Annotated in this window: 24 protein-coding genes; 17 read left to right on the top strand and 7 right to left on the bottom strand. The window is 59.5% G+C overall.

The features are described 5' to 3' along the window. The first annotated feature begins 1 nt into the window (after position 1). The 6 genes from Q1B27_RS16455 to Q1B27_RS16430 all read left to right on the top strand — a co-directional run bounded on the left by Q1B27_RS16455 (position 2) and on the right by Q1B27_RS16430 (position 4784). Positions 2 to 961, top strand: coding sequence for a DUF255 domain-containing protein (locus Q1B27_RS16455; protein WP_299848919.1), 960 nt, complete (start codon positions 2 to 4; stop codon positions 959 to 961). Between the two features lie 97 nt (positions 962 to 1058). Continuing rightward, positions 1059 to 2384, top strand: coding sequence for a DUF6638 family protein (locus Q1B27_RS16450; RefSeq protein ID WP_299848918.1), 1326 nt, complete (start codon positions 1059 to 1061; stop codon positions 2382 to 2384). A gap of 3 nt (positions 2385 to 2387) precedes the next feature. Then, complete coding sequence (locus tag Q1B27_RS16445; RefSeq protein WP_299848917.1) at positions 2388 to 2654, top strand: hypothetical protein; 267 nt, start codon at positions 2388 to 2390, stop codon at positions 2652 to 2654. Positions 2655 to 2666: 12 nt separating this feature from the next. Then, positions 2667 to 3314, top strand: a complete 648-nt coding sequence (locus Q1B27_RS16440) for a DUF1523 family protein (protein ID WP_299848916.1) — start codon at positions 2667 to 2669, stop codon at positions 3312 to 3314. Positions 3315 to 3519: 205 nt separating this feature from the next. Next, a complete protein-coding gene (locus Q1B27_RS16435) occupies positions 3520 to 4227 on the top strand; it encodes a Crp/Fnr family transcriptional regulator (RefSeq protein WP_299848915.1) in 708 nt (235 codons plus the stop codon). Continuing rightward, positions 4224 to 4784, top strand: a complete 561-nt coding sequence (locus Q1B27_RS16430; RefSeq protein ID WP_299848914.1) for a DUF4202 domain-containing protein — start codon at positions 4224 to 4226, stop codon at positions 4782 to 4784. Before Q1B27_RS16435 ends, Q1B27_RS16430 begins: the two co-directional genes overlap by 4 nt. Here Q1B27_RS16430 and Q1B27_RS16425 read toward each other — a convergent pair. The 7 genes from Q1B27_RS16425 to Q1B27_RS16395 form a co-directional block, all read right to left on the bottom strand. Then, positions 4774 to 4998 carry a nitric oxide reductase F protein gene (locus tag Q1B27_RS16425; protein WP_299848913.1) on the bottom strand — a complete coding sequence of 75 codons (225 nt, stop codon included), beginning with the start codon at positions 4996 to 4998 and terminating at the stop codon, positions 4774 to 4776. The two genes, Q1B27_RS16430 and Q1B27_RS16425, sit on opposite strands and share 11 nt — an antisense overlap. A gap of 41 nt (positions 4999 to 5039) precedes the next feature. Then, the gene (locus Q1B27_RS16420; protein ID WP_299848912.1) at positions 5040 to 5588 is read right to left on the bottom strand and encodes a cytochrome c oxidase subunit 3; all 549 of its coding nucleotides are present in this window, start codon (positions 5586 to 5588) and stop codon (positions 5040 to 5042) included. Next, positions 5585 to 7507 carry a nitric oxide reductase D protein gene (locus tag Q1B27_RS16415; RefSeq protein WP_299848911.1) on the bottom strand — a complete coding sequence of 641 codons (1923 nt, stop codon included), beginning with the start codon at positions 7505 to 7507 and terminating at the stop codon, positions 5585 to 5587. Before Q1B27_RS16415 ends, Q1B27_RS16420 begins: the two co-directional genes overlap by 4 nt. Positions 7508 to 7516: 9 nt before the next feature. Next, positions 7517 to 8326 carry a CbbQ/NirQ/NorQ/GpvN family protein gene (locus Q1B27_RS16410; protein WP_299848910.1) on the bottom strand — a complete coding sequence of 270 codons (810 nt, stop codon included), beginning with the start codon at positions 8324 to 8326 and terminating at the stop codon, positions 7517 to 7519. 5 nt (positions 8327 to 8331) lie between these two features. Continuing rightward, a complete protein-coding gene (locus Q1B27_RS16405) occupies positions 8332 to 9696 on the bottom strand; it encodes a cbb3-type cytochrome c oxidase subunit I (RefSeq protein ID WP_299848909.1) in 1365 nt (454 codons plus the stop codon). 15 nt (positions 9697 to 9711) lie between these two features. Beyond that, a complete protein-coding gene (locus Q1B27_RS16400; protein ID WP_299848908.1) occupies positions 9712 to 10164 on the bottom strand; it encodes a cytochrome c in 453 nt (150 codons plus the stop codon). A gap of 144 nt (positions 10165 to 10308) precedes the next feature. Further along, positions 10309 to 12339: a 4Fe-4S binding protein gene (locus Q1B27_RS16395; protein WP_367181357.1), complete on the bottom strand. Its 2031-nt coding sequence runs from the start codon at positions 12337 to 12339 to the stop codon at positions 10309 to 10311. A gap of 154 nt (positions 12340 to 12493) precedes the next feature. On the opposite strand from Q1B27_RS16395, the gene Q1B27_RS16390 reads away from it, so the two are divergent. From Q1B27_RS16390 to Q1B27_RS16340, 11 genes are all read left to right on the top strand, one after another. Beyond that, entirely contained in the window at positions 12494 to 14248 is a 1755-nt protein-coding gene (locus tag Q1B27_RS16390; RefSeq protein ID WP_299848906.1) for a nitrite reductase, read from the top strand. Between the two features lie 75 nt (positions 14249 to 14323). Further along, positions 14324 to 15118 (top strand): uroporphyrinogen-III C-methyltransferase, encoded by a 795-nt coding sequence (gene cobA / locus Q1B27_RS16385; protein WP_299848905.1) that lies wholly within the window; start codon positions 14324 to 14326, stop codon positions 15116 to 15118. Then, positions 15111 to 15419: a cytochrome c gene (locus tag Q1B27_RS16380; RefSeq protein ID WP_299848904.1), complete on the top strand. Its 309-nt coding sequence runs from the start codon at positions 15111 to 15113 to the stop codon at positions 15417 to 15419. The genes cobA and Q1B27_RS16380 overlap by 8 nt, the downstream gene beginning before the upstream one ends. Continuing rightward, positions 15416 to 16558, top strand: coding sequence for a cytochrome D1 domain-containing protein (locus Q1B27_RS16375; protein WP_299848903.1), 1143 nt, complete (start codon positions 15416 to 15418; stop codon positions 16556 to 16558). Before Q1B27_RS16380 ends, Q1B27_RS16375 begins: the two co-directional genes overlap by 4 nt. 4 nt (positions 16559 to 16562) lie before the next feature. Continuing rightward, positions 16563 to 17555 carry an Lrp/AsnC family transcriptional regulator gene (locus tag Q1B27_RS16370; protein ID WP_299848902.1) on the top strand — a complete coding sequence of 331 codons (993 nt, stop codon included), beginning with the start codon at positions 16563 to 16565 and terminating at the stop codon, positions 17553 to 17555. Further along, on the top strand, positions 17552 to 18001 hold the full coding sequence (locus Q1B27_RS16365) for an Lrp/AsnC family transcriptional regulator (RefSeq protein WP_299848901.1): 450 nt from the start codon (positions 17552 to 17554) through the stop codon (positions 17999 to 18001). Before Q1B27_RS16370 ends, Q1B27_RS16365 begins: the two co-directional genes overlap by 4 nt. After that, positions 17998 to 18486 (top strand): Lrp/AsnC family transcriptional regulator, encoded by a 489-nt coding sequence (locus tag Q1B27_RS16360; RefSeq protein ID WP_299848900.1) that lies wholly within the window; start codon positions 17998 to 18000, stop codon positions 18484 to 18486. The genes Q1B27_RS16365 and Q1B27_RS16360 overlap by 4 nt, the downstream gene beginning before the upstream one ends. Positions 18487 to 18490: 4 nt before the next feature. Further along, entirely contained in the window at positions 18491 to 19711 is a 1221-nt protein-coding gene (gene nirJ / locus Q1B27_RS16355) for a heme d1 biosynthesis radical SAM protein NirJ (protein WP_299848899.1), read from the top strand. Next, positions 19686 to 21230: a nitrite reductase gene (locus Q1B27_RS16350; protein ID WP_299848898.1), complete on the top strand. Its 1545-nt coding sequence runs from the start codon at positions 19686 to 19688 to the stop codon at positions 21228 to 21230. The genes nirJ and Q1B27_RS16350 overlap by 26 nt, the downstream gene beginning before the upstream one ends. After that, positions 21187 to 21936: a CbiX/SirB N-terminal domain-containing protein gene (locus tag Q1B27_RS16345; protein ID WP_299848897.1), complete on the top strand. Its 750-nt coding sequence runs from the start codon at positions 21187 to 21189 to the stop codon at positions 21934 to 21936. Before Q1B27_RS16350 ends, Q1B27_RS16345 begins: the two co-directional genes overlap by 44 nt. Then, complete coding sequence (locus Q1B27_RS16340; protein WP_299848896.1) at positions 21933 to 22187, top strand: hypothetical protein; 255 nt, start codon at positions 21933 to 21935, stop codon at positions 22185 to 22187. Before Q1B27_RS16345 ends, Q1B27_RS16340 begins: the two co-directional genes overlap by 4 nt. Positions 22188 to 22193 lie beyond the last annotated feature (6 nt).

Raw genomic sequence — 22193 nt, 5'->3', positions numbered from 1 at the left:
CATGAAGCACCTTATCAAATCCGGCATGATACTTGGTGATTTTCTGCGCCTCGGCTGGTCTCTTTTCAGGTCAGATGCACAAGCCGTGCCAGCGCCTGTCCGTGGGGTGGCGCATCCCACGCTGCGTCATGGCACTTTATGTCAGCCAAATCATCCGCCCCTACGATTTCATCGCCAACCTCACCCAAGCGCCAGCCCGCTGGGACGGGCAGGCGCTGGCACGGCGTCCTTCGGCCTTGATTCCGTGCCGGGGACAAGGCCGAACTGGTTCCCCAATGCGAGGGTGCAGCGTGGTCTGCGCGCCGCCCGCTACGTGGGCGCATGTCTGCTGATCGCCGCTGTGCTTCTGTTGGCACCACCACAGGCCAGTGCCGGGCAAGATACCCTCACAACCCTCCCCCAAACCCCCATCCACGGCTGTCGAGGCGGGAAGGCGAAGCTCTATGACGAGTGCCACGCGCAGGTGCCGATCTTTGACAAGGCGCTGCGCAAAGCGCGGGGGCAGGGGAAAACCCTTCTGGTCTCTTACGGGGCCGAATGGTGCATCTGGTGCCATGTGTTCCACGCCTATGTGACGGGCGAGCATGGCAGTTTCACCCACCCCTATTCGAACGAGGACGATATCGAGCGTTACAGCGCCACCATCCATGAGCGTGCCGAAACTGACCCCTCCGGCCCCGCCGCTGGTCTGGCCGCGTTCGTGTCGGAGAACTTCGTGTTGGTGCATATCGACAGCCGCTATGCGACAGATGGCTGGGACGTGCTCGACGCCGCCGGGGCCACCGAAGGCTACGGCAACTGGCTGCCCTATATCTTCACTGTCGATGCCGCTGGCCAATTCGCCGCAGCACTGGTGTCTGAACGGGTCGAGACCCGCCGCGATACCGATGACTGGTTCCGCGGCTACGACCGTGTTCGCCTCACGTCAGAGCTTTCCCGGATCAAGGAGGCCGCGCAATGAGTCCTGTCCCACGCCGCCATACCGACAGAAATACCGACGTAATACCGACGTTATACCGACGTTATACCGACATTGGTTTTTGCCCCGAAGGTGCCCCATGGAACGGCTGATCCGCTCCGGTCTGATGTTCGGAAACCTCGTGCATGTGGCCTCTCCCGCGCTGGTCGAACGCTATAATCGTGCGCTGAAACACCTGACCGGTAAAACCACGCAACTTACTGATTTTTATATAGATATTTCGGGATTCTCGCCCGAAATCGGGCACGAGCTGGGCGATCCGCTCTACCTCAACCATGCGGGCGTCAACCGGCAGTTCATCCTGCTCACCACCGATCAGAAACACGCACCTTTGCTTAACAGTCAGTTCTCAACCTCGCGCGGCATCCTGCTGCAGTTTATCGACGAAAACGAATCCGCTCTTTTCGCCCTCACCGCGCGCGACGCCATGGCCGGGGAGTTGCTGAATTCCGTTTATACCATGGACGATCCGCAGCGCTTGTTCGATATCCGCCGTGTGCGGATCGAAGCCGATACGGTCGGTGGGGCGCTGAAACAGGCCGATGCGCTGGACGACAAAGTTAACCGTTTCCTCAACGAAGAGGACGCCTGGTTCGATGACGTTCTGATCGCCGAGATGATCGGCCTGGCGAACGAGACCGGCGACGTCGTGCGCAACCCCATCAACCTCAAGGAAATGAGCTTTGATCAGCGCAATTTCTGGACCGCCCATTTCGGCGGCACCTACCTCTTTCAGGCGGTCGAACATCCGGCCCTGATCACCGGTGGGCGGCCCGAGGATTTCACCCGGCTGCCGATCAAATACGCGTTCCATCTGCGGCAGCGAAATCAGATCGCGAAGTTTCTTGAAATCAATAACTTAGTGGAGCCTATCGCCAAGGCACGGGGTATCAATGCGGGCGCGATCCTGCGTCAGAAAATGGATTTCATTCTGGTCGACGCGCTGGCCGCGCAAGGCGTCCCGCTCAGCGATCGGTCGCGCACCGACATGCGGCGTCTGTCACGGCAGTACGCACAGGACCTTCCCGAGGAGTTTCATGTGCTGGCCGCATTGGTGAACTGGGCCGAAAACGGTGGCCCTTGGCCGCGAATCACCTCCGACAGCCCGGCCTATTTCTACACCCTTCGCGCCGCCAATCACCCCGACGCGGATCTCGTGAACATGCTCCTCAGCGAACTCAGCCCCAAAGACATCCGCCAGCTTTTCATCTGCCACAAACCGCAATTCTATGACCGCTACGCCACATGGAGTGAAGAAAAGAAGGGGTTTGTGGTCGACTTTCTGGTGAATGAATACCAGATGGATAAGGTAGGCACCCGCAAAGCCCTGTTCGGGTTTGAGGCGGTACCGGCCGAGGATGATCTGATCGCACGGGTCGGGCCTTGGGGCGCGGTGAGGAGGTAGACCATGATCGCACTGGCCCGTCTGTTGGTGATCGGTTTCGTCGTTCTGACTGTGATCTATGTTTCACTGTCGCTTTATTCCCGCTCGGTCCGGCGCGGCAAACTGAAGCTTTGGTGGGAGGAAGAGGGCCGGCAGGGCGATCTGGATGATTATGTCGAGAAGGGTTTGAAAGAATATGACGGCTCACTGCGGCGCAAGCTGATCCTGGGCGTTTACGTCATTCCTTTCTGTCTGGTCGCCGTCATCATCTACCTGACCAATTTTTACTAGGAAGAGGCACCCATGAGATTCCTCAAATGGACATTCTGGACGCTCTTCTGGCTTCTCATCGCGGCAATATTTCACTACACGCTGCCGCAAACCGATATCGCGCGGGTGACCGATACCTATGAAAAACGCATAGATTTCGGCGAGAACTCTATTTTCTGGGCCAGTCCGGATGTGGGTGCCGATCAGCAGGCAATAAATCGCGACGTATTTTTCATTCAGACCAGACGGACCAATGGCCGGATCATGGTCTATCGCAACGAAGATACAGGTTGGAGTTGGCCACCCTATTTCAAGTTCGACACATCCAATCTTCAGGCCGAGGCGGCAGATCTGAGATCGACCTCTGAGGCGCCAAAATGGGTGGCAATCAAACACTATGGCTGGCGCAACGAATTCTTGTCGATTTTCCCCAATGCAGTGGGCGTGAGAGAGGTGTCGGGGCCGGATGCAAGCACCGGATTACCTTGGTTGAACATTGTGATCCTTGTGATCTTTTTCGCACTCAGTTTCGCGATTTGGCGACGCTGGCACAGATTTCGCGCGGCTCGAATTGACCCTGTTGTGGATGATTTTCAACAAGGCATGGAAACCGCGGGTGATACCATTGCCGAACGCCAGTCCCGCGTGCGAAAATGGCTGGGAACATGGCGTCGAAAGTAGAAAGAAGATGTTCGTGCCTGACGTTTTGTCACAGTGGTTAATGGTGGCAAGTTTGGCAGATTTCAGTTAGAAGTCAGTCGTTTCACGTATCGCTGATCTTGCGAAGTTGCACCTTTCGACGTCTGTGGGTTATGGTTGAGGCTCCGCCGGGCCAATCCGTCGGACGTGCAGATCGTCGATCGTCTTAACGGACAGGAATATTCATATGATCCACGCGCAGGACAGGAAAATCGCGCTCGCTTCACTGTTGTTAAAGAACCTGCCCGAGAAAGCTGCAGGACTTCTTCTGGATGGGGCTATGGTGCGTGAATACAGTCGCGGTGAGACCGTGTTCCTGCAGGGTGAAAAAGCATCGCTCGTGCATGTGGTGCTTGATGGTTGGATCAAGCTTTATCGGATCGCCCCCAACGGCAACGAAGCCGTTGTCAGCGTATTTTCCCGCAGCCAGAGCTTTGGCGAGGCAGTGGCTTTTCGGCAGGAAAACTACCCGGTTTCGGCCGAAGCGGTGACCGATTGCCGCTTGGCGCAGCTATCTGCGCATGAATTTGTCAAACTGATGAAGCAGGAGCCCGAGCTTTGCCTGTCGCTGCTAGCGTCGATCTTTAAACATTTGCACGAGTTGGTGGGACAGGTCGAACACCTCAAGGCGCAGACCGGCGCGCAGCGTGCGGCGGAGTTTCTGTTGGATTTGTGCAGTTGTGACAACGGGGCCTGCGTTGTGACATTGCCTTATGACAAAGTACTGATTGCGGGGCGTTTGGGCATGAAACCTGAAAGCTTGTCCCGTGCTTTTTCCAAACTGCGGAACGCCGGGGTTCGGATCAAGAAAAACCATGCTTCGATCGAGGATGTCGAGCGGTTGCGGGACTATGCTGAAAAGGATCGTGCTGAAACATGGACGAAGGCGCTATGAGCCAGCTGGATAATGCCCTTGCTGCAATTGATGCAGCCAATGCCAAAGATCCGAACACGACTGAGGATGCGCCTGACGCATTGCTCTATGGCCAGCGGATGAGTGCCGAGTTGGACAGGCTTTTCCCGGATGCCAGCGATCAGTTGAAAATCGCTGCGCGAGGCCAGCATATCGAACGCTGGATTTTGAAACGTGAGGATTATCCCGAGGGGCGAGAGGGGTATCTGACCTGGCGGCGCGATTTGGCCAAATACCATGCTGATCGTGTTGGTGCGATTATGCAGGGCGCGGGTTATGATGCTGGGCAGATTGATGCTGTGGGGCGGATGCTGCGCAAAGAGGGGATCAAACGCGATCCAGAGGTGCAGGCGCTTGAGGACGTCATTTGCTTTACCTTTCTGAAATGGTATTTCGCGCCGTTTTCGGAAAAACACTCCGCGGAAAAGATCCTGCGGATCGTGCAGAAGACGGCACGCAAAATGTCGGCTGAGGGACGCGCGCGTGTTCTCGACGAATTTGACCTACCAGACGATTACGCGGACGCGTTCAAAAAATAAGCGGCACCAAGTAAAGCGCCAGTAGCAGTGTGCAAAAGCACGCCAGTGATATCTCGAAACCGCGCCGCCAGAAGGGCGCGGCAGCCAGTCCCAGATATTGTGCCAGAATGATCCGTGCCTTGAGCCAAGCCAACACGAATACGGCTATTCCCAGTCCCCATTGCAGCCCTGGTTCGATCACGGGCAGGGCCAAAAGGGTCGATGCAATGCTCAATCCGATCAGACTGAACCAGGCGCAGAATAACCTTCTCCCCGTCATCGCAACAGGTAAATCACGGGAAAAAGAAGAATCCAAACCAGATCCACCATATGCCAGAACGCCGCGCCAACTTCGATATTACGGGAGGCATCGCGCCAGGTGACCAAAACCAAAATCATCACGCCGGCCACCACATGTGCCGCGTGAAACCCCGTCAGCAAATAGTAGAACGTGTAGAACGGATGCGTGTCCCAAGTGATGCCAAGCGTGGTCTTATGAGCAAATTCGCCCCCTTTGATCACCAAAAACACAACGCCCAGGCTTGCAGCTGTCAGCAGCGCCATCCGCGCTTTCAGCCGCTGATCTGCGTCTCGAAGCCGCAAGGCTAGTGCCGCCAGGAAACCGCTGGTGACAAGCACAATCGTGTTGATACCCGCCCCGGTGCGCAGCAGCGTGTCTTGTGCGGCGGCGAAACCCGATGGATCGGCGGCACGCACTGCCAGAAATGCTGCCAGACCGGCACCAAACACCAGCAATTCGCTCACGATCAGAACCCACATCATCAGATCGCCGGGCAGCTCGTCCAGCACGTTGGCGTCGCTCATGCGCCAACCAATTCGCGGTAAATTTCTGGCAAGGCCTGCGTCAGCTTCTCGGCTTGTGGAATGACGTGAAATCCGCCACGTCCGAAGAGCCTTGGGAACCAGCTTTTGGCCTGTCGGTCAATTGTCACTCCAAATACAGCGTGTCCGGCACGGCGTGCCTCGCGGACTGCCATCGCCGTGTCCTCAATCCCATGCCGACCCTCGTAATGGTCAAGATCGTTGGGTTTGCCGTCGGTAATGACCAGCAAGAGGCGTCGTTTTTTCGTCTGTCCCGACAGATCAGCTGACGCATGGCGGATCGCAGCTCCAAGGCGGGTATAGAAACCGGGGCGCAGTCCGGCAATCCGACTTTCAATGAGACCAGACATCGCTTCGTCAAAGCCTTTGCATTGCTGGATATAGACGCGGTTGCGTTTGAGCGATGAAAACGCGTGGATCGCAAAATCATCGCCACAGGCATCCAAGCCCCAGCTGAGCGCTGTCAGCGCCTCACGCTCGATGTCAATGACAGCGCGATCCCCTACGGCACTCTCGGTCGAACGTGAGACATCCAACAGGATCGAAACCGCCAGATCTCGCGCCTGGGGCAGGGTCTGCCGCCAGATCCGGTTGCTGCCCGCGCCATTGGCCAGAATGTCGACCCGCGCGCGTACCGCAGCTTCCATGTCCAGATCATCGCCATCAAGACAGCCCGGCACGCTCACCCTGCCAGGGCGCAGGGCTTCGAACTGGCGTTTGACCTGAGTGATGCGGCGCGCGGCACGCGGGTCTTCGCGAAAGGAAGGAATGGACAAGCTTTCTTCCGCGACACTGCTGAGCACGCGCACATGATCGGGCAGGTAACAGCCAGCGCGCGCATCCCATTCCGGATAGGTCGTTACGCCCGAAAGCCGCTCGCGATCCACGTCTTCTGGTGCCAGATCGAGGTGCAGTTTCAACCGCGTGGCGGGGGCTTTGGAGATTTGCCCCAGCCCGATCTCGTCCTGATCATCGGCGGCTTTCTTGGCATTGTCTGGGTCGTCATCGTCGACCCGACGGTTGAGGTTCAGAAACTCGGCCCAACTCAGAATGGCCTCGAATTTATGCAGGATCAGGCTGTCATTGCGTTCGGCCTGATCGGCCTGTCGGCGCCGCGCCCGATGGGTGCCTTCAGCGCCTTCCTTCGGCGGGCCATCAGTGTCGCGGTTTTCAACCGTATCCGTTGCGCTGAACTGCAATTCGCGCAGGTCAGGCCAGAGCGGTACAGGGTTGAACGGCTTATATCCACGCGGTGCGAACTGCGCTTCCGGGTTTGCAGCCATTTCAGTCGCTGATTTACTCAACGGAGTGGGATCACCGAGGGCACGAAGCACCAACGATTCGACTGCGGCCTCGTGGCGCGGCAGGGAAAGGGATGTGCGTTGCGTCAGTGTTGCTGCGCAAAGTGTTTCATAGAGGTTCCGAAGGCCCGGTGCATTTTGCAGCGTGGCGTCGACCATTTTCTGAGCCTCTGCGATGGTCTGCAAGTCGGCCTGCAACGGATCTTCTTGCGTCACATGACTGCCTGCATGGGCCACGCAAGCCGCCAGCCATAGGTAAAGCGCACCATTGGCCTCACGCGCCGGGAAGACAGACAGACGCTCGGGCAGACGCAGCGCTTCGCCGTCAAAACTGGCGCGGAGCAGCATTTCGGCCTCGGCCCCCAGACGGCGGCGAAAACTCAGCCGATGGCGGCTGACCTCGGCACTGACAGAGCGGATTTCGACCGATTGCGCGCCACCCAGACCCCGAAAAAAAACGGCCAGCCGCCCGCTGACCTCAGAAAGGTCAACAGCGGCCCCATGATGCACCTCGGGTGCATCCAGACGGCTGGCAAAGGCATGCCATAGTTTCCCGATGGTTTCTTCGGGTTCCCATGGCTCGATGTCGATCTTGGTCACGGCCATACCTCACCCAAAGATGGCCGTTACAAGATCCTGGAGCCCGCGTTTGATGTCCATGTCGTCGGTCAGCGGTTCGATCATCGCCGCCTCGATTGCGCGTTCAATCGGCATGCCATTGGCAATCAGCGTGGCCGCGTAAACGATCAGTCGGGTTGAAACCCCTTCTTCCAGATCCTGACCTTTGAGTGCGCGCAGCTTGCCGCCCAAACGCACCAGCCGTTCGACACGTTCTTTGTCCAGCCCACTTTCACGTACCACGATTTCGACTTCCTGCGCGGGAGCGGGAAAATCGAATTCAGCGGCGACAAACCGTTGTCGTGTCGAAGGTTTGAGCGTTTTCAGGATGTTCTGATAACCGGGGTTATATGACGCGACCAGCATGAAGCCGGGTGCCGCCTCAAGCTCTTCTCCGGTGCGGTCGATGGGCAGGATGCGCCGGTCATCAGTCAGCGGGTGCAGGACGACGGTAACGTCCTTGCGCGCCTCAACCACCTCATCCAGATAACAGATTGCGCCCTCGCGCACCGCACGGGTCAGTGGCCCATCGACCCAAACGGTTTCGCCCCCTTTCAAAAGGTACCGCCCGATCAGATCGGCGGCCGACAGGTCATCGTGGCAGGCGACGGTGTATAGCGAACGGTCCAGACGGGCGGCCATATGGGTTACAAACCGGGTCTTGCCACAGCCGGTTGGCCCTTTCAGCAGGACAGGTAAATTCATGCGGCTGGCGGCTTCGAAAAGCTCGCATTCGTCGCGTTGGGGCAGGTAAAAGGGGGCGTCAGCCGCCCCCTTCCTTTGGGCAAGTGTGCCATCCATGCGTGTCACTCCGCCGCGACCGAGGCATCATGCGAGATGATCTCGCGCCGCGGTACCAGGATGGCGTAAAGGAACAGCAGAACACCCAGCAAGACCACCACACCCGCGCCAAGTCGCATCCAGTAGAATATGGCGATCGAATCCTGCACATCCATGTAGTAATCACCGACCACACGCTGCATATGGGTTTGTACCGTGCCCGCGAATGTCAGGGTGAAGGTCATAAAGACCATCCCGCTCGACATCAGCCAGAACGATGCCATGTTCAACACCTGATTATAGGGATCGCGATTGCGCAGGATCGGCATGGCATAGGTGAAGATTGCCAGGTTCAGGCAGACATAGGCACCGTAGAAGGCCAAATGCCCGTGAGCAGCAGTGATCTGAGTGCCGTGGGAATAGTAATTGACCCCGTGCAGCGTGTGCAGGAAGCCCCAGACACCGGCACCAAAGAAGGCCAGCGTGGCACAGCCAAGCGACCACAGCAGTGCCGCCTTGTTCGGATGATCCCTGCGCCCCTTCCAGACCATCACGAAGGCAAAGGCCATCATCGCAAAGAACGGGACGATTTCGAGGCTTGAGAAGATCGAACCAATCCACTGCCAGTAGCTTGGTCCACCGATCCAGTAATAGTGGTGACCGGTGCCCAGAATGCCCGAGAAGAGCGCGGCGGCGACGATGACATAAAGCCATTTTTCCACGATTTCGCGATCAACCCCGGTAAGCTTGAGCATTAGATAGGCCAGGATGGACGCCATGATCAGCTCCCACACGCCCTCGACCCAGAGGTGTACGACATACCACCAGTATTGCTTGTCCAGCGCCAGATTGTCAGGGTTGTAGAAAGCGAAGAGGAACAGCAGCGCCAGACCCCAGAGACCCAGCAAGAGGATGTTGGTGATGGCGGTTTTCTTACCCTTTAGCACCGTCATCGAGACGTTATAGAGGAACATCAACGCGGCCACGACGATGCCGACCTTGACCCATTTGGGCTGTTCCAGAAACTCGCGCCCCTCCTTGCCCAGAAACCAGTTGCCCTCGAAGAGGTTGAAGACATAGGTCACGACCACGCCCAAAGTACCGACCACCAGGATGATCAGTTGCAGATACGCCAGCATCGGAGAGTGGATTTCACGCTCGGCCTCTTCTGGGATCAGGAAATAGGCCGCGCCGAAAAAGCCCAGCAGAAGCCAGACGATCAGACTGTTGGTGTGCAGCATGCGGACGATGTTGAAAGGCAGCAGTTCCGACAGAGTGTTGGGCATGACATATATGTATCCCGCCAACACGCCTCCCAGGATCTGAACCGCGAAAAGTGCCATCGCGACGGCAAAGTACGCCAATGCGATTTTCTGAGTTTGATATTTCATCGGTTTGGTCCTTTCTCAGCCCGCATCATTGGGCGGCCAGCCCTGTGCGTCGATTTCGTCAACCCACAGCAGGAAATCCGAAAGCCCCCGGGTTTCTTCCTCGGTCAACTCGAACAGCGGCATCTGGCGGCGGCCTTCGATGCCGGAAGGTTGGGCCTTCATCCAGCCGTCCAGCGTTTCGTAGGCACCTTCGGCGTCGCCATCGACGCCCCAACGGGTCATGACATTGGCCAGTTCCGGCGCGAAATAAGCACCTTCGCCCATGATCGAATGGCAGTTGATGCAGGCATGCTTTTCCCAGACGTGTTTGCCGAGGGCCACGCTTTCGGTCAGTTTGTCGCTATTGGATGATGTGTTCACGATGTAGATGTGGGAGTGGATCGTCAGACCCACGAAAATGATGATAAAGAACAATGACCCGCCATAGAAAATGTTGCGGGCCATGCTCTTGGTCATGACTTCGCGCATTGCGCTCTCCTTTGCGCTGCGTTGATGATTGGTTAACCATGCAAATCTTCGCCCGCTTCATCCTTGTCGAAAGTCAAGCTGGCACGGAAATTCAGCCCCCTGCGACAGAATGGCCGGGCTGGAAAAACGACATGGACCCACCAACTAGCCGGGTTGCGATTTCGGCGCTGCAGCGGGTGTTTTTCGGGCGCGACGTTTCAGAATTGGGCAGGTATCAGAATCGTTCATTACCACTTGGCAACGCAGGCAAAGCACGCATTCGTTCGCGTTGATACGGCCCAAAGGATCGATTGCACCCACGGTGCATTTGGTCTCGCACAGTCGGCATTCGCGGCCACATTGCGGACGCCGGTGCAACCAGTCGAAGATCTTTAGCTTTGCCGGGATGGCCAATGCTGCGCCAAGGGGGCAAAGGTAACGGCAATAGAAACGTTCGATGAAGAGGCCCGCCGCCAATAAGACCAATACAAACAACACGAAGGGCCACGCCCTAATCATTCTGAGAGAGATGGCCGTTTTGAATGGTTCAGCTTCTGCCAGGATCAGCGCGTCTTTCATCGAATAGAAAGACAGCGCCAGGATCGCCATGAAAAGCGTGTATTTGATGATCCACAGCCGTTCATGCAGCGCATGCGGCACCGAGACCTGGGGCAGGTTCAGCTTGCGTGCCACGGCAAAGGACAGTTCCTGCAACGCTCCGAACGGGCAGAGCCATCCACAGAAAACCCCGCGACCCCAGAACAGCAGCCCAAGTGCCACGAAACCCCAGAGAGTGAAGATCACCGGCTCGATCAGGAATACCTCCCACCGGAATCCGGTAAGCAGAGATTGGACAAAGGCGATGACTTGCACGACGGATAGCTGACCGTTCAGGCCCCAGCCCAGCCAGAACAGGGTGACCGTCAGGAATCCCATCCTGACAGATCGCCACAAGACCGGGCGCCGCACCAACGCTTCCTGAAACAGAAGGATCAGGGTAAGAACGCCCAACATCACCAGCACGCTGGCAACGGCAAAGCGTTTCTTCTGCCAGGTTTGCTGCCACAATGGTGCCGCTTCGGGGGGCGGGGCCTGAATGAACGCTTCTGGCAGGCGATATTGAAGCGGCACTGTGAATGACACGTCCCCACCATTTGCCGCCGGGCGTGAAGCGGTAAGTTCCAGCGTAAAGGGCAGGGTGGGATCAAATTCAGTTGTGTCCACCCTGAAAAGGCTGCGTTCCTTGAAATCGGGCGCATCCTTGGCCGGCAGCTTGTCGATACGCGTATAGCCGTCGGCGGTCAGCGTGATACGCCTGTCCTCCTGTAACAAAACCAACCGATCAAAAATTCCTGACCGTCGCCACCGTGTGCCGCGATGTGAATAAAGCCCGCGCGAGGTCACGAAAAGTACGACCTGATCGGGTCCAAGAGCGCCAACTGCGCGTGAAAACTGCTGCTGGCCCAGAATGTTGCGCCCGATCGTCGGTGGGTCAATCAGCGCGGCCCACATCTCGATGAAAGGCGCGTCGCCATCGGGTACAGGAATCTTGGATGCCGCCAGTGCTTTGCTCGCGTCATTCAGACTGACTCGTGTTGTCGCAATCGCTCCTTTTGCCTCAAGCGCCTGCCAGCTTTGCGGTGAAAAAGACAGCCGATCGATCCCACCGCCTGGCACCAACCCATGCCCTATCGCCAAGGTTCGGGCGGTGCGCAAAATAGAATCGCGGATGACACCGGTGGATACAGTTGCGCGCGAGATAATGTCGGGCATGTCGGGCCCGGTGCTGTCTGGCGACAGGTTCATCAGATCAACACCTGCGAATCCGCCTACGAATCTCTCGATATCCTCGTCGGACAATCCCAAGGTTAGAATCGGTTCGCTATGACGTGTCAGCTTGGCTCCGGCAATCTGACCTTGAGGGTCGACAGCCACCAGCACATCAAGCGGTCGACCCGAATATCCAACCGATCGGGCGATTTCCCAGGTTGACGCGATATGGCCAAGTACCGCCTCACTGTCGGCCACAACCCATCCGGGGGCGGCACCTTCCTGTCGGGTCAACACCGGCAGAGTTTCAAGACCAAACAGTCTTTTTGCATCTTCGCGAGAGGGTGCAATCGGATCAGTCACCCGCGCAAAACCGGTGCCCGCCGTTTCTGCCAGAGCGTCGGGTAAGGTGGTCAAGAGAGCCACCACAACAATAATTGAGACCAGTAGATTGCGCGCGTGGTTCAGCATCCCCTCTTGTCGGTGCTAGGGGCGAGTGATGCCTTGATCTTGGTCAAGGCAACAGGGGCGGAACTGGATCAGATTGGGCAGGCCTCACCAGCGATCCGGAGTATTCGTAATGAAATCCACACTAGCCAGACGGCGCGCATCGCTCCTGACGAGCGCGGCGGTTGTACTGGGCCTTGCCGTCAGCGGCGCCTCCGCCCAGGAAAAGCCAAAAGACCACGCCGACGGACCGGCTGCCGCCTACGAACCCAGCATGACCACGCTTGGTCAGATACAAGTCGAAATTCCAGGCCTCAAACCGGATGATCCGGTGATGACTCAAGAGGAGTTTCAGCGCGGCACAACTATCTATTTCGAACGTTGCGCCGGGTGCCACGGCGTGTTGCGCAAGGGCGCAACCGGCAAGGCGCTGACCCCCGACATCACCCGCGAAAACGGCTATGAATATGTCCGCGACTTCATCAATTTCGGCTCACCCGCGGGGATGCCCAACTGGGGCACTTCGGGCGATCTGACTGAAGAAGACGTTGATCTTATGGCCCGCTACGTCCTGCTTGAACCGCCCGCGCCGCCTGAATTCGGCATGCCTGAAATGCGCGAAAGCTGGAAAGTGGTTATCGCGCCCGAGGACCGTCCGACCGAGAAGATGAACGATTGGGATATCGATAATCTCTTTTCGGTCACGCTTCGTGACGCGGGGCAGATCGCCCTGATTGATGGTGCCAGCTATGAGATCAAGGCAGTGATCGACACCGGTTATGCGGTGCATATCAGCCGGATTTCCGCATCTGGTCGCTATCTCTTCGTGATCGGCCGCGACGCCAAGGTCAACATGATCGATCTTTGGATGGAAACACCAGCCACTGTGGCCGAGATCAAGGTCGGCGCTGAAGCACGATCAATTGAGACGTCGAAAATGGAGGGTTTTGAGGATAAATACGCCATTGCGGGCGCTTATTGGCCGCCGCAATACGTCATCATGGACGGCGACACACTTGAGCCGCTCAAGATCAAGTCCACGCGTGGCATGATCTATGATGAACAGACTTTCCATCCAGAGCCGCGCGTTGCCGCGATCCTGGCCTCGCACTACCGGCCGGAATTCATTGTCAACGTCAAGGAAACCGGCAAGATCCTTCTGGTCGATTATTCCGACATCAAAAGTCTGAAAGTGACCGAGATAGAGGCCGAACGTTTCCTCCACGATGGTGGTCTGGACAGCACCCAGCGGTACTTCCTGACGGCGGCAAACGCCCGTAACAAGGTGGCCGTGATCGACACCAAAGAGGGTGATCTGGAAGCGCTGATCGACACCGATGGCGCCACGCCGCACCCCGGTCGCGGGGCGAATATCAACCACCCGACCTATGGGCCGGTCTGGGCGACATCGCATCTTGGCGACGAAACCGTGGCGCTGATCGGCACCGATCCCGAAGGCAACCCCGATCACGCCTGGAAAATGGTGCAGCAGCTCTATGCGATGGGCGGCGGATCTCTATTCGTGAAAACCCATCCCACCTCCGCGCACCTCTATGTTGACGCACCGCTCAATCCCGATGCCGAGGTTTCGGGCTCGGTCGCGGTATTCAAAGTGGCCGAGATGGACCAGGAAGAGCCTGAATTCACCGTGCTTCCCATCGTCGAATGGGCCGGGATCGCCGAAGGGCAGCCCCGGGTCGTGCAGGGCGAGTTCAACAAGGAAGGCAACGAGATCTGGTTCTCGGTCTGGAACGCGGCTGACCTGGAATCCGCCATCGTTGTGGTCGACGACAAGACGCTTGAGCTGAAACATGTGATCAAGGACGAACGCCTGATCACGCCGACAGGCAAGTTCAACGTCTACAACACACGCGCTGACGTCTACTGACGCAGGCCTCCGGGGGCCGCGCGCCGGCCCCCGGTTTCTTTTGACCAGCGTACCCGTTTTGAAGGATCCCGGCACATGACAGCGACAGGCAAGGTCTATCTCATCGGTGCGGGCCCGGGTGACGCCGAAATGATGACGATGCGTGCCCTGCGCATGCTCAGTGTTGCCGATGTGGTCGTCTACGACCGGCTGGTCTCTCCTGAAGTGCTGGAATTTGCGCCCGCGCAGGCCCGGATGGTGCCGGTGGGCAAGGCTCCCAAATGCCATACGGTTCCCCAGCCGGAGATAAACGAGATGCTGGTTGAATTCGCGGATCAGGGCCTGACGGTGGCGCGCCTCAAAGGTGGTGATCCGCTGATTTTCGGGCGTGGTTCGGAAGAGGCCGCGTATCTGACCGACCGGGGCATCGCGATCGAATACGCTCCCGGTATTACTGCCGCGCAGGGCATGGCCACCGTCACCGGTGTGCCGCTGACCCATCGTGGGCTGGCCACGGGCGTGCGCTATGTGACTGGTCACCGCGCCGCCGGGCAACCGCTTGATCTGGATTGGGCCAGCCTGGCCAGTATCGACACCACGCTGGTGGTCTATATGGGCGTCGCCAACATGCCCGAGATCGCCCTGCGTCTGATCGCGGCGGGGATGCCGGCGACCCTGCCGGTGCTGGCTGTGTCCGATGCCACGACCCCACGTGAAAAACGGCTGGTATCGCGCCTCGATCAGATCGGTGTTGATGTCCAGGCCGCCGAACTGCAGGCCCCCACGCTTTTTGTCATTGGCCGTGTCGTCACGCTCTATGCTGCACAGCCCGATGATATCGCCATCTTGTCCGAGGCACGGCCCGATCAGGCTGTGAGGGTCGGTGAGTAGGTTGCTAGCGCTCCTGTTCTGCGCCGCTCCGGCCCTGGCGGGCGAGGTCGCAGCGGTCGACGCCATAGCCCTTGAACGGCTGGTGCGGCAGGATTGCGGCTCGTGCCACGGGCTTAGCCTGAAGGGCGGTCTTGGCCCCGATCTGCGCCCCGACGCCTTGCAGCATTACGACCATGAAACGCTTGAAACCGTGATCCTTGACGGTGTGCCCGGCACCGCCATGCCACCCTGGCGCCCGCTGCTCAGCGAGGACGAGGCGCAGTGGATTGCCACCTATTTGCTGACCGGAGGCGCTGAGTGAAACGCGCGGTACTCTTCCTCACACTTACGCTTCTGATACCGGTTTCGGTCAAGGCGCAGCCCACCGGCGATCTGGGCCTTGTGGTCGAACGGGCCAGCGGATCGCTGCTGATCGTCGATCAGTCCGAACGCGCGCGGATCGGGCGGATCACCGGGCTGGGCGATCTGTCACATGCCTCGTTGGTCTATTCGCCGGATCAGCAATTCGCCTATGTCTTCGGCCGCGATGGCGGGCTGACCAAGGTTGACATCCTGTCGGGCGAAATCATCGCCCGGGTGATGCAGGCGGGCAATTCCATCGGCGGCGCCATTTCCGATGACGGCAAACTGGTCGCGGTGTCGAATTACGAACCGGGCGGGGTGCGCATCTTTAATGCGGGCACGCTTGCGATGGTCGCCGACATCCCCACCAGCTCGAAGACCATCGGCCTGGTCGACGCCCCCGGCAACCGCTTTGTCTTTACCCTCTGGGACAAGGGCGAGACATGGATTGCCGATATGTCCGGCGGCTCGCCCCAGATCATCAGGATCACCGGCATGGGTGAAAATCCCTATGACGCGCTGATCACCGGCGACGGGCGCACCTATATCGCCGGGCTCTTTGGCGATGACCATCTGACCGCGCTGGATCTCTGGCAGGACATTCCGCAGCCGCGCGCCATTCTTCAGGGCTACGCCGCGGGTCGCGACGGCCTGCCGGTCTACAAGATGCCGCATCTGGAAGGCTGGGCGCTGGCCGGCACTGATTTCGTGCTGCCCGCCGTCGGCCAGCACGAGGTGCTTTGGGTCGATGCCCGAAGCCTGACCGAAACTGGACGCACGCCAACCCATGGCCAGCCGGTCTTTGCCATGGCCCGCCCCGATGGCCGCCATGTCTGGGTCAATTTCGCCCATCCGCTCAACGACACGATCCAGGTGCTCGACACGCTGACCAAAGAGGTCATTCACGAATTTAAGCCCGGCCCCGGCGTGCTGCATATGGAATTCACCCCGCGCGGTCACGAGGTGTGGCTGTCCGTCCGCGACGCCGGAAAAATCATGATCTACGACACCGAAACCTTTGAAAAACTGCGCGAAATCGACGCCGAAAGCCCTTCGGGCATCTTCTTTACGGCGCGGGCGCACAAGACGGGGCTTTGACGGAATGTACGGAATTGACGACCCCATAGATCAGGCCCTGTTGGACGACTGGCAACGCGATTTCCCGATCATCTCGCGCCCATTCGACCACATCGGCGACATGCTGGGCATTCCGTCCAGTGCGGTGATCGCCAGGCTGGATAAATTTTGCGCCACGGGACGGGTCACCCGCGTGGGGGCAACCTGCGCGCCTAATACCGTCTCGGCCAGCACCCTGGCCGCCATCGCCGCACCCGACGACCGGATCGAGGAGGTGGCGCGGATCATCGGCCAGTTCCCCGGGGTGAATCACTCCTACCTGCGGGAAAATGACTGGAACCTCTGGTTCGTGGTCACCGGCCCGGACCGCGCCCATGTCGATGCCACGCTCAGGGGGATCGAGGCCGCCAGTGGCCTGCGCGTGCTCGACCTGAAGCTGGTGCGGCCCTTCAATGTCGATCTGGGTTTTGCCCTGCGCGGTGAAAAACCGCTGCCGCTGCGCCCCGGTCCGGTTGACGCCAGCGTGTTTCAGGATAACGACCGCCCGATCCTTCAGGCGCTGACGAATGGCCTGCCGCTGACCGAACGCCCGTTTGCCGATCTTGCCCACAAGCTGGCCCTGACCGAAGATCATCTGATCGACCGTATCAAGGCATTGTCGGATGCCCGTATCATCTCGCGCCTGGGGGTGATCGTCCGCCACCGCGCCCTGGGGTGGCGGGCAAATGCGATGGTGGTCTGGGATATGGATCACGATGCGATTACCCATGCTGGCCCGCTTCTGGCCGCCCAGCCCGGCATCACGCTCTGCTATGAACGGACGCCCGTGCCGGACCTCTGGCCCTACCGGCTTTACTCGATGATCCACGCGCGCTCGCGCCCCGAGGCTTTGGGCGTTCTTGATCGCGTCTGTGATCTACCTGAGTTCAAGGGCATCGCGCATGTGCCTCTTTTCTCGGTCCGATGCTTCAAACAAATGGGCGCGCTGGTTTCCGCCCCCGAAAGGCATGTCGCATGACGCTTGATGATACAGATCGCCTGATCCTCAATCACTTGCAGGAAGGCTTTCCAATAGACCCGAACCCGTTTCAGGTGGTGGCTAAAGAATTGGAAATCCCCGAGGCCGAATTGATCGAACGACTTGAGGTCATGAAGGCTGCCCGCGTGATCACCCGTTTCGGTCCGTTCTATGATGCGGCTGCGATGGGCGGGGCCTTCTGCCTCTGCGCCATGGCGATCCCGGACGGGGAGTTCGACGCCGTGGCCCGGCAGGTCAACACCCATCCCGAGGTCGCCCATAACTACGAGCGTACTCATCGCCTGAACATGTGGTTCGTTCTGGCGACCGAAACCAGGGACGAGATCGAAGAGGTTGCCGAACGGATCGAGGCGCAGACCGGCCACCGCGTCTGGCTTTTCCCCAAATTGCAGGAATTCTTCATCCGCTTCCGGGTGGCCGCATGACCCCGGACACCACAGATCGTGCAATCATTGCCGCCACCCAGTCTGGCCTGCCGCTGGTGCCGCACCCCTATGCGGCCATCGCCACTGATCTGGGTCTTTCCGAGGATGAGCTTTGTACCCGTCTGCGCGCCATGCAGGCGGGCGGCATCATCCGCCGCATTGCGGTTGCCCCGAACCACTATGCCCTGGGGATGACCGCCAATGGCATGTCGGTCTGGGATGTCGACGGCGCGCAGGTGGCCACGCTGGGCCAACGTGTCGGCAATCTTGAATTTGTCAGCCATTGCTACGAACGCCCCCGCGCACTGCCCGACTGGCCCTATAACCTTTTCGCCATGATCCACGGATCGTCCCGCGATGAGGTTGAGGCGCTGCGCCAGACCATTGCCGACATCCTCGGGTCCGCCTGCCAAGGCCACGATATCCTTTATTCCACACGTATCCTCAAAAAGACCGGGCTGCGGCTCAGGTCAAAGAAAGGTTAGGCACATGTTCCGCATGAGCGAATATATGCACCAGCTTCTTCACCCCACGCCCGTGCGCGCCCGGCGTGGCACCGGACCGGTCAAACCGGTGGTGATCTGGAACCTGACCCGCCGCTGCAACCTGCGGTGCCGCCATTGCTACACGGTCTCCGCCGATGTGCAGTTTCCGGGTGAGCTGACCCATGAACAGGCCATGACCACGCTTGCGGATATCGGCAATTTCGGGGTGCCCGCGCTGATCCTGTCGGGGGGCGAGCCGCTGGACCGGTTCGATTTCTTCAAGATCGCCCGGGCCGCGCGCGGGATGGAGAAAATCCGCTATCTCGCGCTCAGCACCAATGGCACAAAAATCCATGGCGACAATGCCGACCGGATCGCCGATATCGGCTTTCAGTATGTCGGCATCTCGATCGACGGGATCGGCAAGACAAACGACTGGTTCCGCGGCGTCGATGGCGCCTTTGACGAGGCCGTGCGCGGCGTGCGCGCCTGCAAGAAACGCGGCATCAAGGTGGGTCTGCGCTTTACGCTGACCCGTGACAACGCCGGCCAGCTGGGCGACCTCCTGCAGCTATGCGATGACGAGGGCGTTGACAAGTTCTACCTCTCGCACCTGGTCTATGCCGGGCGCGGCGACAAGAACCGGGGCGAGGATGCGGTGCATGATCATACCCGCGCCGCGCTGGACATGCTGATCGACCGCGCCTGGAAAGGCGTGTGCGAAAACCGCCCGCTGGATATCGTCACCGGCAATAACGACGCAGATGCTGTCTATATGCTGAACTGGGCGAAGCAGCGGTTCAACGACGACCAGATCGACCACCTGTGCGACCATCTCGAGGCATGGGGCGGCAATTCCTCGGGGCTGGGCGTGGCCAATATCGACACCCAGGGCAAGGTTCACCCAGATACCTACTGGTCGGATTACACCGTCGGCAGTGTCAAGGATACGCCGTTTTCCGAGCTTTGGACAGGCGATGATCCGATGCTGGCGCAGCTGCGCCTGCGCCCCCGCCCGCTCAAGGGCCGTTGCGGTGCCTGCACGTTCCAATCGGTTTGCGGCGGCAACACCCGCATCCGCGCCCTGCAACTGACCGGTGACCCGTGGGCCGAAGACCCGGCCTGCTACCTCAGCAATGCCGAGATCGGCATCGCCGAGGCCGACCGCCTTGCCGTCACACCTTTCCGGGGAAAGAAACATGATCCGGCCCATCGTTTTTTCTAGCATTCTGCTGCTGGCCGGCATCGTGCAGGCCGATCCGGCGCAGCATTACGCCAGCTACTGCGCCGATTGCCACGGCGCGGACCGGCTGGGCGGGGCAGGGCCCGCGCTGATCCCGCAAACCCTCAAACGCATGCGCGGGCCAAATCTGGAGGGCGTGATCGCCAATGGCCGCGCCGCGACCCAGATGCCCGCCTTCAATGCGGAACTGGATGCGCAAGCGATCACCGACCTTGCCACTTATCTGAAAACCCCGCTGGACACCGTGCCCGACTGGACGTCGGCGCACATTACCGAAACTCTCTGGCGCGACCCAGGTTATCGCCCCGCCGACGCGCCTGTGTTCGACGCGGATCCGATGAACATCACGCTGGTCGTCGAAACCGGCGATCATCATGTCAGTGTGCTGGATGGTGACACGTTCGACGTGCTGGACCGGTTCGAAACGCCTTTCGCCGTGCATGGCGGCCCGAAATTCACCCCCGACGGGCGCTATGTCTTCATCATGTCGCGTGATGGCTGGGTGCAGAAATACGATATCTGGTCGCTGCAGCAGGTGGGCCGTGTCCGCGCGGGTCTCAACAGCCGCAACATCGCGATCAGCCGCGATGGCAAACACCTGGCTGTCGCCAATTATCTGCCGATGACGCTGACGCTGCTGTCGACCGCCGATCTCAGTGTTGAACGGGTCATGCCGGTGATCTCGAAATCCGGGGTGCACAGCCGTGTCTCCGCCGTCTACCAGGCCCCGCAGCGCGACAGTTTCATCCTTGCCCTCAAGGACGCCCCCGAGATCTGGGAAGTCGCCACCGACCCCGACGCGGACCCGGTTTACGAAGGGTTCGTCCACAGCCAGGAAAAGGACATGATCGAGGCGATCCCCTCGTCCGAAGGCCTCTTTGCTCGCCGCCGGATTGAGATCGCCGAGCCGCTGGATGATTTCTTTTTCACCGATGATTACCGCCATCTGGTGGGTGCTGCCCGCGACGGAAAGCGCGGCGTCGTCGTCAACCTCAACGTCGGCCGCGAGATTGCCGAACTTCCGCTGCCGGGCATGCCGCATCTGGGTTCGGGCATTTCCTGGGAACGGGATGGTCGCCGCGTCATGGCCACGCCGCACCTGAAGGAAGGCAGGCTTTCGGTCATCGACACCGGTAACTGGCGGGTTCTGAAATCCATCGACACCGACGGCCCCGGGTTTTTCCTCAGAAGTCACGAAAATTCGCCCTACATATGGGCGGACGTGTTCTTTGGTCCGAACCGTGACGTGATGCATGTGATCGACAAGCAAAGCCTTGAGGTGGTGAAAACCCTGCGCCCCGAACCGGGTGCGACGGTGGCGCATGTGGAATTCACCCGCGATGGCAGCCGCGCGCTGGTCTCGGTCTGGGAAGATGACGGCGCGGTGATCGTCTATGACGCCAACACGCTCAAGGAGCTCCGGCGCTTGCCGATGCGCAAACCTTCGGGCAAATATAATGTCTTCAACAAGATCACCTTCTCGGAGGGCACAAGCCATTAAACGTTCCGCCATCATCGTCAGTCATGGCCAACCGTCCGACCCGCTGCCGGCAGAGGCCGATCTGAAGGCGCTGAGCGCAAAGGTGGCCGGTCATCTGCCCGACTGGCTGGTGACCAGCGCGACATTGGCCAATCCCGGCGCGCTGGATGCAGCCCTGGCGGCGACAGACGGCACGCCCCTGATCTATCCCCTCTTCATGACCGATGGCTGGTTTGTCCGGTCGGCCCTGCCCAAACGGCTGGGTGACGCCCCGGCGCATATCCTGCCGCCCCTGGGGGTGGAACCAGACCTGCCTGATCTGGTGGCAACTCACCTGTGTGACGCACTGGCGGGCAGGGAGTGGGCACCGCAGGCAACGACCCTTCTGGTGGCCTCGCACGGATCGGGCCGCAGCCCAAAATCCAAACAGGCGACAGAAGCTTTTGTCGCAAAGCTTGGCGCGGCGATGCGTTTTGCCGGCATCCGCACTGGCTATGTCGAAGAAGCGCCGTTTTTCGGCGATGTGGCGATGGGTTGCCGCGGTCAGACGCTGTGCCTACCGTTCTTCGCGGCCTATGGCGGGCATGTCAAAGACGACATCACCGACGCGCTCAGCGTGGCGGACTTCAAAGGCGCCCTGTTGGACCCGATCGGCACGTTTCAGACCATTCCGGCCTTTGTCGCCAAGAGCCTGCGCAAAGCGGCCCGGTCTCAGGTGACGGCATGAAGCAGGTGAATGCGATGGAAACGCCACCCGCCCCCATTTCCTTTGGCAAGCTCTATGCGATACTCTGGGTGTTCACGGCCGGTGCAGTCGCGATCAATCTTTTCATGCTCGGGCTGATGGGCCAGGCGATCGGCCTGCTTGCGCTTACGCCGGTGCAATCGCTGATCTGGTGCGTCCCGCTTAGCTTTCCGGCAAACTGGCTGGTAACCCGCTGGGTGCGCCGCCTGATGGATGAGGCTGACGGGCGATAGAAAAAG

The organism is uncultured Roseovarius sp. (genome assembly GCF_947489715.1).
GTDB lineage: Bacteria > Pseudomonadota > Alphaproteobacteria > Rhodobacterales > Rhodobacteraceae > Roseovarius.
This window is presented reverse-complemented; position numbering and strand designations above follow the sequence as displayed.

Coding starts and splice junctions, on each gene's coding strand:
- Q1B27_RS16390 (WP_299848906.1), top strand. CDS start 12,494: ATGAAATCCACACTAGCCAGACGGCGCGCATCGCTCCTGACGAGCGCG.
- cobA (WP_299848905.1), top strand. CDS start 14,324: ATGACAGCGACAGGCAAGGTCTATCTCATCGGTGCGGGCCCGGGTGAC.
- Q1B27_RS16450 (WP_299848918.1), top strand. CDS start 1,059: ATGGAACGGCTGATCCGCTCCGGTCTGATGTTCGGAAACCTCGTGCAT.
- Q1B27_RS16340 (WP_299848896.1), top strand. CDS start 21,933: ATGAAGCAGGTGAATGCGATGGAAACGCCACCCGCCCCCATTTCCTTT.
- Q1B27_RS16360 (WP_299848900.1), top strand. CDS start 17,998: ATGACCCCGGACACCACAGATCGTGCAATCATTGCCGCCACCCAGTCT.
- Q1B27_RS16455 (WP_299848919.1), top strand. CDS start 2: ATGAAGCACCTTATCAAATCCGGCATGATACTTGGTGATTTTCTGCGC.
- Q1B27_RS16365 (WP_299848901.1), top strand. CDS start 17,552: ATGACGCTTGATGATACAGATCGCCTGATCCTCAATCACTTGCAGGAA.
- Q1B27_RS16440 (WP_299848916.1), top strand. CDS start 2,667: ATGAGATTCCTCAAATGGACATTCTGGACGCTCTTCTGGCTTCTCATC.
- Q1B27_RS16435 (WP_299848915.1), top strand. CDS start 3,520: ATGATCCACGCGCAGGACAGGAAAATCGCGCTCGCTTCACTGTTGTTA.
- Q1B27_RS16350 (WP_299848898.1), top strand. CDS start 19,686: ATGATCCGGCCCATCGTTTTTTCTAGCATTCTGCTGCTGGCCGGCATC.
- Q1B27_RS16410 (WP_299848910.1), bottom strand. CDS start 8,326: ATGGATGGCACACTTGCCCAAAGGAAGGGGGCGGCTGACGCCCCCTTT.
- Q1B27_RS16400 (WP_299848908.1), bottom strand. CDS start 10,164: ATGCGCGAAGTCATGACCAAGAGCATGGCCCGCAACATTTTCTATGGC.
- Q1B27_RS16430 (WP_299848914.1), top strand. CDS start 4,224: ATGAGCCAGCTGGATAATGCCCTTGCTGCAATTGATGCAGCCAATGCC.
- Q1B27_RS16370 (WP_299848902.1), top strand. CDS start 16,563: ATGTACGGAATTGACGACCCCATAGATCAGGCCCTGTTGGACGACTGG.
- Q1B27_RS16445 (WP_299848917.1), top strand. CDS start 2,388: ATGATCGCACTGGCCCGTCTGTTGGTGATCGGTTTCGTCGTTCTGACT.
- nirJ (WP_299848899.1), top strand. CDS start 18,491: ATGTTCCGCATGAGCGAATATATGCACCAGCTTCTTCACCCCACGCCC.
- Q1B27_RS16420 (WP_299848912.1), bottom strand. CDS start 5,588: ATGAGCGACGCCAACGTGCTGGACGAGCTGCCCGGCGATCTGATGATG.
- Q1B27_RS16345 (WP_299848897.1), top strand. CDS start 21,187: ATGTCTTCAACAAGATCACCTTCTCGGAGGGCACAAGCCATTAAACGT.
- Q1B27_RS16405 (WP_299848909.1), bottom strand. CDS start 9,696: ATGAAATATCAAACTCAGAAAATCGCATTGGCGTACTTTGCCGTCGCG.